At 70.1% G+C, this 10,953-nt stretch carries 6 protein-coding genes; 4 read left to right on the top strand and 2 right to left on the bottom strand.

The features are described from left to right. The first annotated feature begins 1 nt into the window (after position 1). The gene (locus tag K2Z83_RS09505; protein ID WP_220594933.1) at positions 2-739 is read left to right on the top strand and encodes a TrmB family transcriptional regulator; all 738 of its coding nucleotides are present in this window, start codon (positions 2-4) and stop codon (positions 737-739) included. 20 nt (positions 740-759) lie between these two features. After that, positions 760-2,772 (top strand): heavy metal translocating P-type ATPase, encoded by a 2,013-nt coding sequence (locus K2Z83_RS09500; protein ID WP_255603657.1) that lies wholly within the window; start codon positions 760-762, stop codon positions 2,770-2,772. A 75-nt stretch (positions 2,773-2,847) separates the two neighbouring features. Here K2Z83_RS09500 and K2Z83_RS09495 read toward each other — a convergent pair whose 3' ends face one another. Then, on the bottom strand, positions 2,848-4,821 hold the full coding sequence (locus tag K2Z83_RS09495; protein WP_220594932.1) for a hypothetical protein: 1,974 nt from the start codon (positions 4,819-4,821) through the stop codon (positions 2,848-2,850). A 389-nt stretch (positions 4,822-5,210) separates the two neighbouring features. On the opposite strand from K2Z83_RS09495, the gene K2Z83_RS09490 reads away from it, so the two are divergent. Both K2Z83_RS09490 and K2Z83_RS09485 read left to right on the top strand, forming a co-directional pair. Then, positions 5,211-6,026, top strand: coding sequence for a glycosyltransferase family 2 protein (locus tag K2Z83_RS09490; RefSeq protein WP_220594931.1), 816 nt, complete (start codon positions 5,211-5,213; stop codon positions 6,024-6,026). Positions 6,027-6,077: 51 nt separating this feature from the next. Next, entirely contained in the window at positions 6,078-8,675 is a 2,598-nt protein-coding gene (locus K2Z83_RS09485) for a hypothetical protein (RefSeq protein WP_220594930.1), read from the top strand. Positions 8,676-8,761: 86 nt separating this feature from the next. Here K2Z83_RS09485 and K2Z83_RS09480 read toward each other — a convergent pair. Continuing rightward, on the bottom strand, positions 8,762-10,953 hold a 2,192-nt coding region (locus K2Z83_RS09480; protein ID WP_220594929.1), incomplete at its 5' end, for a hypothetical protein.

The following is a 10,953-nucleotide window of genomic DNA, read 5'->3' as shown; positions in this document are numbered from 1 at the left end:
GATGACCGAGTACGAGGCGAAGGTCTACCTGTCGCTCCTCGGCGAGAACCCAGCCACCGGCTACCAGGTCAGCAAGACATCGGGCGTGCCACGCTCGATGGTCTACGAGGCCCTGGGGCGGCTGGAGGCGCGCGGGGCCGTGCTGAAGTCCGTAGAGGAGAAGGCCACCCTCTACCAGCCGGTACCCCCGGAGATGCTGCTGGACCGCTATGAGCGCGAGGCCCACACACGGGCGGCGGATCTTCGCTCTGCCCTGCTGCCGCTCTACAACCGCGAGAAGACCGGCCGGCTCTGGAACTTCAGCGGGCGCCGCGAGGCCCTGAACTACGCCGCCGACCTGATCGACGCGGCGAAGAGCGAGCTGATGCTGGTGCTGACCGACGCCGATGTGAGCGACCTTCGCCACCACCTGGAGGCCGCCCACGCCCGCGGCATCTGCCTGGGAGTCATCCTCACCGGCGATCTGCCCTTTGAGCTTGGCCAGGTGGTGCGCCACCCTAAGCGCGAGACGCAGCTGCACCGGATGCAGGAGACGCTGATCGTCGTCTCCGACGAGACCGAGTTCCTGATATCGAGCGGACACCAGATCACCGCCGCCACCGTCACCACCAACATCAACATGGTGCTCATCGCCCGACAGTTCATCTGGATGGAGCTGTTCGCCCAGCGGATCTTCGCCCGGCTGGGCGATGAGCTCATCCAGAAGCTCGACCCCGAGGATCAGCAGGTGCTGTACTAATGTTGAATGTTGAATGTTGAATGCTGAATGTCAGCACCACATTCAACATTCAACATTCAACATTCAACATTCAACATTCAACATTACAACGGAGACCCACTATGTCTACGCTTTCTCACACACAGACCAAGGATCGTCCCGGTTTGCGGCTGCAACTGAACGACGAATTTATCGAGCCGCTCTTTGTGGCGCTGACGCTGGCCGGGATCGCGGCTGGCCTGATAACCGAGCAGCTCGGCGCGCCGGCGGGCGTACACCTGGCGGTGAACCTGGCCACCTACGTCGTGGGTGGGTTCTACGCGGTGCGCGCGATCATCGCCGCCCTGCGCGAGCGCACGATCGAGGTTGACCTGCTGATGGTGATCGCGGCCCTCGGCGCGGCCTACGTGGACGCATGGACCGAGGGTGCCATCCTGCTCTTCCTCTTCTCGCTGAGCAACGTGCTGCAGGGCTACGCGATGCGCCGCACCGAGCGGGCGATCTCGTCGCTGATGGAGCTGCGCCCTGATACGGTGACGATCCGCCGCGGCGAGCAGATCGTGGAGATGGCGCTCGACGAGGTGCAGGTGGGCGATGTGGTGCTGCTGCGCCCCGGCGACCGCGTGCCGCTCGATGGGAAGATCCAGCGCGGCAGCGCCAACTTCGATGAGTCGGCCATCACCGGCGAGTCGATGCCGGTGCAGCGCGGCGAGGGCGCGGCGGTGCTCGCCGGCACGCTCAACATCAATGGCGCGCTCGATATGCTGGTGACGAAGCCGGCCAGCGAGAGCACCCTGGCCCGGATCATCACCATGGTCAGCGAGGCCCAGTCGCGCAAGGCCAGCACCCAGAGCTTCCTCGACCGGGCCGAGCAGTACTACGCCATGGGCGTGATCGTCTCGGTGCTGCTCTTCATCACCCTGGTGCCCTCGATCTTCGGCGTGCCCTTCAGCGAGAACTTCTACCGGGGCATGGTGCTGCTCACCGTGGCCTCGCCCTGCGCCCTGGTGATCAGCGTGCCGGCGGCCCTGCTCAGCGCGATCGCCAACGCGGCCCGCAAGGGCGTGCTCTTCAAGGGCGGAGCCCACCTGGAGGAGCTGAGCAAGGTCAAGGTCATCGCCTTCGATAAGACCGGCACGCTCACCTTCGGCCACCCCGAGCTGACCGACGTGCTGCCGCAGCCCGGCGTAAGCGCCGAGGATCTGCTGGCCGCCGTGGCCCGCGCCGAGCAGCCGAGCGAGCACCCGATCGCCCGCGCGATCATGGCCTACGCCAACGCCCAGGGCCTCTCCCCCGCCGAGCCCGAGCAGTTCGCCGCCGTGACCGGCATGGGCGTGCGGGCCAGCTGGGACGGCGAGGAGACGCTGGTCGGCACGCCGCGCCTGATGGCCCAGGCCGGAGTGGATGTCCCCGCCGAGATGCTGGCCGAGATGGACCGACTGGCCGATGAGGGCCGCGGCACGGTGCTGCTGGCCCGCCGGGGCGACCGCTGGCTCGGCATGGTGACGGTGATGGACCGCGAGCGCCCCGACGCCGCCGAGAAGCTGGTCGCCCTGCGCGCCGCCGGCATCGAGCGGATCGTGATGCTCACCGGCGATAACGCCCGCGTGGCCGAGGCCATGGGCCGCCGCCTGGGGATCGACGAGGTCCACGCCGGCCTGCTGCCCGAGGATAAGCTGCGGCTCGTCGAGGAGCTGGGCGCGAAGTATGGCCCGGTGGCGATGGTCGGCGACGGCGTGAACGATGCGCCGGCCCTAGCCGCCGCATCCAGCGGGATCGCCATGGGCGCCGCCGGCACCGACGCCGCCCTGGAGACGGCCGACATCGTCCTGATGTCCGACGACCTGGGCGCGATCGGCTACGCCGTGAGCCTCAGCAAGCGTACCCAGCGCGTCGTCTGGCAGAATATCGCCTTCGCGATGGCGGTGGTGGTGGTGCTGGTCATCTCGACCCTGACGATCGGCGTGCCCCTGCCCCTCGGCGTCGTCGGCCACGAGGGCTCGACGATCCTGGTGGTGCTGAACGGCCTGCGCCTGCTGGCCTACCGGGGGTAGGCGCTGCCCCCACGCATCCCTGTGTGTGATGGTGCTGCGGCGTGGCGTATGCCACGCCGCAGCACCATCATTTTTTTACAGGGCGCTCGGCGGCAGGATGTACCATATCGACCGATTGGCCCAGGCGACCGCGCCAGACCAGAAGAGGGACGCCAGCAGGGCGACACAGATCACCTGCCCGGCGCGCCCGCGCCGCCAGAGCCAGGCCAGGCCGCTGCCGGACAGCAGGGCCACGCCGGGGGCGGCGAAATACATGTGCTTGTTCCACAGCCCGAACACGAGCTCGGCGAGCGAGGTGGCGGCGATGAACATCCCGTACGCCAGGCCCAGGTGGGCGGCCCACAGCCGGCGGCGTCCGCTGAGCAGGCCCGCTAGGGCCGCGCTACCCAGCAGCACTGGCCAGACGCGGAAGTGCGCGTCGAGGTGCTGGGGGAAGCTGTTGATCGGCGTGCCGAAGAAGCTGTCCGCCTCACGCCCGACCGTGCCCTGCGCGGCGATCAGGCCCAGGTAGGCCGGGATGGTGCGCGTGAGGAGCGTCACCGTGTAGCCGGCGTAGACCAGCAGCCAGGCCACCACGAGGCCGGCCGCCAGGAGCCCCGTCAGCCGCCAGCCGGCCCGTCGCTGGCCCGGCCCATCGCCAAGCATGATCAGGCTGGCCGCCAGCCCCCCCACCAGAAAGGGCACAAAGACGACCTGGGTCACATAGGCCGCGATAGCGAAGGCCAGAAGCAGCGCACAGAGCAGCCAGCGCAGCGCGCCGCCCGGCGACCGCCACCCCGCTGGCGGCTCGTACTCGGCAACCAGCGTGACATAGGCCGCGAGGGCGGCCAGCGTCACCCAGAGCCCGAGCGTGGTCGGGAAGCTGCCATCGTGGAAGAAGATGTAGCCGACAGGCAGCGCCGCATAGGTGAGCCCGGCCCACGCCGCCACCTCGCCGCCCTGCGGGTCGCGCCGCAGCATCGCCCAGAGCAGCAAGGGCACGCTGGCGTCAGCCAGCACCGTGACAAGCTTCACAGCGGCCACGAGCTGGTCGCGGCTATCGGTGAGCCACACCAGGGGCAGAAGCAGGTAGTAGGTGAACAGCGAGTAGGGCACAGCCTCGCGGGTGCCCCACTCGTGCTGCTGCTCAAGCCTCGGCAGCACGTCGGCGAGGCGGCCCTCGGCGATCCCGATCAGCTGGTTGGCCCGCAGCTCCTGATCGATGGGGACGAACTGTGGGTGCGCGACGCCGGACAGCCGCAGGGTGAAGATCAGCAGCACCGCGACGCGCAGCGGTGCCGCCCAGCGCGCCCCGCCAGGCGCGCGCGCCCAGCTGGAGGTGCCGAGGCGCAGCAGCGCGGCCAGGGCGAGCGTGAGCGGCAGAATGTGTGTGAGCACATCGAGGGCGAGGGCGGCCTGAAAGCGCGGCGCGTGATCTCCACCGGCAGTCAGGGCCAGGGCGGCGCCAAGGGCCAGGAGCGGCGCCAAGGCGGCGCTCACCGCGGCGCGCGCGCCCAGGCCGGCGAGGCGCAGCGCCCATAGGATCAAGGTGGAGACGAGGACGAGCTGGAGCGCGCGGCCCAGGGGCCACGCGCGCGGGCCTGCCACCGGCCACAGATCCAGATCGCTGAGCGAGACGCCGAGCTCGCGCCGGTCCTGGGGCGCATAGAGCGCCGCGACCCGAAGATCCAGCGTGAGGTCGCCGCTGCGCAGGTCGAACGCGCCGGCCGGCACCTCCAGTAGAATCACCTGCCACGAGGGCCGCAGCGTGACCTGGGCCAGATCGCGGTCGCCGGCGCGGATCTGGAGCGTGCGGCCCGCGTCCGCCGCGTTGCCGCCGAAGAGATGCAGGCGCATGATGGCGTCGCCAGCGCCCACACCGGGGATGGTGATGCGCGCCTGCGGCGACGTCCAGCGCTGAGCCGTGCCGGAGAGCGTCGACTCTGGCGCGTAGACCCCGCTCAGGACCACGGGGGAGGGGTCAGCGACGAGGCTGATCTGGCCCTGGAATGGCACCTGGTAGGCGGCCAGCACCACAAGCATGGCGATGGCGGCAAGCGCCAGAGGCATCCCGCCAGACCAGGCCAGGCCCCAGGCGGCCGTCAGCAGCTGGGCAGAGCGCGTTCGGCCTGGGGGGGGGGTGTCGCTCAGGCGACGGGGTCGAAACATCTGTATAGCTCGACACTACGACAAGGATACAGGGGCCAGTGGACAGGGATAGCGCATCGAAACATGACACCCGACGCCAAGCGGTACAGCTCCTGCACGCCTTGTCTACGCCCTCACACCTGGGCTATCATACAGCAAAACCCCCGATGTGAAGTTGCGGCCATGGGGGCCGGCTGGGCCGGAAGCGGTGCATCAGCCCAGGAGCCGCTGCGCAAAACGGCTGCGCGGAATAGCTTTTCTGCTATAATTGTCGGCAATACAAGGCTTACCCACACATCTCAAGGTTACCTATGGCAGTGCAGCAGCGTATTGTGGTGGTGATGCCGGCCTACAACGCCGCCCGCACACTTGAGCAGACATACCACGACATCCCGCACGACATTGTCGACCATGTCATTCTGGTCGATGATGTCTCTCGGGATGAGACCGTGACCATCGCCCGACAGCTTGGGCTGGAGGTGGTTCCCCATATCCAGAACCGCGGCTACGGGGGCAACCAGAAGACGTGCTACCTTGAGTCGCTGCGGGCCGGCGCCGATGTTGTGGTGATGCTGCACCCCGACTATCAGTATGACTCGACGTGCATCCCGGCGCTGATCGCGCCGATCCTGGCCGGCGAGTGCGATATGATGCTGGGCTCGCGGCTGCTGCGCACGCCCGGCGAGACGGGCAACCCGGCGCTTGAGGGCGGGATGCCGATCTGGAAGTATGTGGCAAACCGCTTCCTCACGATCTGTGAGAACCGCGTCTTCGGGCTGCGGCTCTCGGAGTGCCACACCGGCTTTCGCGCATACAACCGCCGCCTGATCGAGACCGTGCCCTTCCTGCTCAACTCAGACGACTTTGTCTTCGACACGGAGATGATCGCCCAGGCGGTGCTCTACGGCTTCCGCATTGGCGAGATAGCCGTGCCGACCCGCTACTTCGCCGAGGCGTCGTCGGTGAACTTCCGGCGCTCGGTCGTCTATGGGCTGGCGACGCTGCGGGTCCTCCTGCGAGTTCTCCTGCACCGCAGCGGTCTGCGCCGCGTCCCGCAGTTCTCGCGCCACCTCGCCGATGTGATCAGCCCCCACCACAGCGCCGCCATCCTCGGCGAGCGCAAGTGACCAATGGCTCCTCCCTCTCGCGCCCCAGGTAGCGGGCCACGCCGGCTCGGCATGTCTCTCGCCCTTCCCACGGCCCTGCTGCTCACGCTGCTCGCGCTGCTCACCGCCGCGATCGCGTCCGCGCCGCCCCTGCGGGTCGACGCCCGCAGCTCCGACGCCGCGCGCAGCCTCTGGGGGTTCTACCAGCCCGAGCCGGGCCAGGACGCGATCTTCCGCTGGAGCGGGCCGCAGGCCCGGATGCTGCTCCACGGCGCGCCCTCGACCGCCGCCATGATCACCCTGCGGCTGAGCGGCGAGCGCCTGGTGTCCCAGGGCACGCCGCAGGTCAGACTGTCCCGTGGCGACGAGCGGTTCGCCACCTTCGACATCATCCCCGGCTGGCGGCTCTACCATGTGCTGCTGCCGCCCGGCGCGGCCGCCACCCTCGCCGGCGATGCGCAGCGGATCAACCTCGTCAGCGCGATGAGCAGGCCAGGGGCCAGCGACGACGCGCGCGATTACCGGCCGCTCGGCGTCCCCCTCGACTGGCTGCGCATCGCTCGGCTGGATGGGGGGCTCGCCGAGGCGCTGGCCCGCAGCCTGCTGCTCTGCTGGGCGGTTGGGCTGGCTGCGGCCGGCGGGGCGTGGCTCGTGCACATGGCGCTGCCACAGGCGACACGGCTGCCGGCGACGCTTGCCAGCGCGACTATCGCGCTCCTCGGCCTGGCACTGAGCGTCTGGGCCTGGCGCTCCCCCTACAGCCTGGCATGGGCGCTCCCGCCAACGCCCTGGGCGCTCGGCCTGCTGAGCCTGCTGCTCGGCACTGCCGCCCTGGCGCCCTGGCGCCGGGCCGCCGGGCGGGCGCGCGTCGCCGGTGGGACGCTTACGATCGCCGGCCTCGGCATGCTGGCCGTGGCCCAGGGCGCGCTCAACAGCCAGGCCATGGTCGGCCCGGCGATCGCCCTGGCCCTGATCGGGCTGCTCCTCCTGCTCGCCACCGCCGACGGCCTGGGCGCGGGGCTCTGGGCGCCGGCCTCGGCCAAGATCGGCCGCGCCCAGGCCGCCCTCCTGCTCGGCATGATCGTCGCCCTCGCGCTCGCCCTGCGCCTCTACCGGATCGACAGCCTGCCATTCGGCCTCTGGCGCGACGAGGCCCGCCACGGACTGGCCGCCCTCCGCATCAACAGCGACCCGCTGTACACGCCGGTGTATATCGCCGAGGGGCGGGTGAGCATGCCGGCGCTCACGATCTACGTCTTCGCGCTGGCGATCAAGCTGATCGGCGTGCATGTCTGGACGATGCGCCTGGTGACGGCGATCGTCGGCGCGCTCACCGTCTTGCCGGTCTACGCCCTCATGGCCCGGCTGGCCGCCACGCTCGCTGAGCCACCCCGCAGCACGCTCGCGGAGGGCGCCGCCCCCGCCTCCCCGGGCCTCCCCGCGCGCGGCGTGGGGCTGCTGGCCGCCCTGCTCGTGGCGATCTCGAGCTGGCAGATCACGATCAGCCGATTCTCATTCCCCACGATCTTCGAGCCGCTGCTCACCTGGGGCGGCCTCTGGCTACTCGACCGCGCCCTGCGGCCCGCGCCGGGGCGGGCCTCGCGGCCGATTGCGATTGTCGCCGGCGGCCTGCTGGCGGGCGCATGCTTCGGGCTGGCCGCCCAGACCTACCACATCGGCCGGTTTGCGCCGCTGATGGGCGGGCTGCTGGCGCTTGCGACGCTGATCGAGCGCAGAGCGTGGAGGCGCTGGCTCATGGCTGTGCTGCCGGCGGCGCTGGGCTGCCTGCTCGTCCTCGCCCCGCTGCTCAGCTACGCCCTTCGTCAGCCGGACGACTTTAACGGCCGGGTCAGCGAGGTCTTTGTGCTCGGCGAGAGCGCCCGCCAGGGCCGCGCGCCGCTGGCCGTGCTCGACGATAGCCTGCGCCGCCACATCCTCATGTTCAATGTCGAGGGCGATCTGAACGGGCGTCACCACGCCCCCGGGCGCCCCATGCTCGACTACATAACCGGGCTGGGCTTCCTGCTGGGCATGGCCGCCCTGCTGCGCCGCCTCACGGGCTGGCGCAGCCTGTTCATGCTGGCCATACTCGGCGTCAGCCTCCTGCCCAGCGCCCTCGCGCTCGACTCGCCCCACGGCATGCGCGCATTCGAGGCCGCGCCCCTCTCATGCGCCATCGCCGCCCTCGGCATGGCCGAGCTGCTGCGTATGGTGTGGCCAGAGACGGCGGGCAGGCGCCGGATGCGCTCCTGGGCCGCGTCCGCATGCCTGGGGCTGGCCCTGGCCCTGAACGTGTGGATCTACTTTGTGATCATGCCGCCCGACCCGGAGGTCTTCATGGGGTTCTCCCCGGTGCAGAGCCAGATGGGCGTGTATGTGCGCGACGCGGCGGGCAGCCCGTCAGGCGGGAAGATCTATGTGCCGTACGAGATCTCCACCAACGACGTATTCGCCTTCCTGCGCGCCGGCCTGGATGTCGAGTCGTTTGACCGGGCGACGCTGTCGGCGCCAGCGCAGCCGGGCGACCGCGTCCTGATCTCAGGCTACCTCATCGATCAGGAGCTTGCCGATCTTGCGCCGCTCCTCGGCCCGGACCCGCGCCCCCTCGCGGCGGGGCCGAGCTTCCCCGATGGCCGGGGGCCGACGTTCCTCGTCTACGAGGCTCGCTAGAAACCTCCATATAGTTCAATGGGTGTGCCAGCTTCGCTGGCACACCCATTGAACTATATGAGGTAGGGGCGGCTCGCGAGCCAACCCTACGGCGACGCCGTCATCCCGCCGAACTGCACGCCGACGGAGCGCTGGTCGGTCTGCCGCGAATCCTCGGCGGCGGGCACCCACGACTCGCTGGTGATCCGCAGCAGCAGGGTGCCGCCAGGCGCGGGCGGCAGCGCAGCCGGGTCAAGGCGCAGCGCGTACTCCGCCGGCGCGTCGGACACCTCCACGCAGCCCAGATCCACCGCCGCGTCGGAGACCTCCGGCCACACGCCATCCTCGGGCCGCGCCGAGAGGCAGACGCGCGCTGGGCCGAGGTGCGCCGGCCGATCCCCGCCGGCCAGGGTCAGGCGGACGGTCTGCGCGGCGGCCCCGCCCGGCCAGGCCAGGCGCAGCAGCGCGTCGCCATTCGTCCATGCGTAGCGGCTGCCGTCGGCGCGATCCTCGGGGCGGTAGAAGCCGTACACCTGGGCCGCAAAGCTATCTGGCGTCAGAGGTAGCCGCGCGGTATCCAGCACGCCCGAGCTGGCAGGCAGCGCCCGGTAGATCTGGAAGGGCAGGGTCAGCCGCGCGACATTGCGCGGCTTCTGGCTCGTCAGCTGCTCGAACTCAGGGATATCGAGCGTGAGGCCGCCGGCCGGCTCCAGCCGGTATCCCGGCAGGGCGAAGCCGGCCCCGCTGGCGCTCAGCAGCAGATAGACCTGGCGGCCCTCCGCCTGCCAGCGCGCCACCTCGGCGGCCAGGCTGTCGGCGTAGGCGCCCGGGCGGCTGCTCTTCACCGTGAAGGCGTCGAGGCCGTAGATAAAGCGCAGGGGGGTCGCCACCAGATCCGGCACATCGCGGGCCTCAGACCAGATCGGGCCGCCGCCGCGCATCAGCAGCACATCCCGCCCTGGCGTAAAGTTTGCCACGGCCGCATCGAGCTGCCCCAGCGCCCCGGCGTACTCCACGTGGCGGTAGATCGGCTGGTTGGTGACGATGAAGAAGGCAAGCTGAAGTGCCACAAGGCCTGCCGCAAGGACGAGTCGGAGCCTGTGGGTTAGGGGTTGGGGCGTAGCCCCCCACCCCCCACCCCCCACCCCCCACCCCCCAAGCGCAGCGAGCGCATACGCCATCCCCAGGCTGAGCGCCGGGTAGGCGATCGGCACGAAGCGGCGCAGGATGTAGATATAGGTCTGGTCGGACGTCCCGTAGGTCTGCCGGACAAAGAAGAAGGTGCCGACGAAGGCGACCACCAGGAAGAGCCAGGAGGCCCGGTCGAGCCCGCGACGCCACCAGAGCGCGTAGCCCACCACGCCGAGGATGATGCCGAGGGGCGAGAGATACCAGCCCACGCGCACCAGGTTCGCCAGGGGGATCGTCTCCTTGTTCTGCAGCGGCGCGGGCGCCGAGGTGAGCGTCGATGGGTCGATCGTCAGCCGCTGCCACCAGCTCATGGTCTTAAACTCGTTGTACCAGAGCACGACGGGCAGGTGGATCGGCGCGCCGATGTAGCCCTGGAGCCGCAGCCAGTTGCTGGTCTGGTTCGAGAGCGGGCCGCGCCAGGGACCGCGCTCGGCCGCCAGGCGCGCACGCTGCTCCTGGGTGGCCGCCAGGTCGGGCTGAGAGAACCAGTAGGGGCCGGGCCGCATCACCACGCCGGCCATGGTGTGCGCCTCATCGGGGGTCAGCCGGCCGCTGCGCACATCGCCCGCCACCAGGGCCGGGTCGCGGGTGAGCGGGTCGCCCCAGCCGCCGCGCGTGTTAAAGAGCAGGTCGGCGTCGATGATCTGCGGACGCACGAGGTAGGCGTAGCCGGCCAGCAGCACCACCCCGACGGCGATGAGGCGCAGCAGGAGGGTGCGCCGGGCGAGCAGGGCCGCCTCGGCGCGGCGGAGCAGATCCGCGCGCCAGCGCAGGGCCAGCAGGCCGGCGGCGGCGGCGAGGAGGGCGACGACCTCGATGATCAGACGCCCGGGCGTGGCCAGGGCGCTGGTGGCCAGATAGTCGGCGCGCAGCGGCTCGGTGAGGAAGGGCAGGCTGAGCAGCGAGATGATCGCGTAGTCCATCAGCCGGTCGTGGCCCGTGTCGAAGAGGTAGGCGCGGGCGATCAGGGCGATATGCAGGCCGGCGTGGAGCAGCATCGCGCCCATGCCGATCGCCATCAGCGTCTGCGGTCGGCCCCAGCGCCGGCTCACCCAGCAGTAGAGCAGGTAGCCGATGACCGGCCCGAGCAGGAAGAAGTCCAGCCGGG

Origin of the sequence: Oscillochloris sp. ZM17-4 (genome assembly GCF_019599295.1) — a bacterium.
Lineage (GTDB): Bacteria > Chloroflexota > Chloroflexia > Chloroflexales > Chloroflexaceae > Oscillochloris.
Note: the sequence above shows the minus strand (reverse complement) of the source record. Positions and strands in the feature narration are given on the sequence as shown.

What these genes read in the sequence shown, in the direction of transcription:
- K2Z83_RS09500 (WP_255603657.1), top strand. Translation starts at nt 760, where the DNA reads ATGCTGAATGTCAGCACCACATTCAACATTCAACATTCAACATTCAAC.
- K2Z83_RS09495 (WP_220594932.1), bottom strand. Translation starts at nt 4,821, where the DNA reads ATGCCTCTGGCGCTTGCCGCCATCGCCATGCTTGTGGTGCTGGCCGCC.
- K2Z83_RS09485 (WP_220594930.1), top strand. Translation starts at nt 6,078, where the DNA reads ATGTCTCTCGCCCTTCCCACGGCCCTGCTGCTCACGCTGCTCGCGCTG.
- K2Z83_RS09490 (WP_220594931.1), top strand. Translation starts at nt 5,211, where the DNA reads ATGGCAGTGCAGCAGCGTATTGTGGTGGTGATGCCGGCCTACAACGCC.
- K2Z83_RS09505 (WP_220594933.1), top strand. Translation starts at nt 2, where the DNA reads ATGACCGAGTACGAGGCGAAGGTCTACCTGTCGCTCCTCGGCGAGAAC.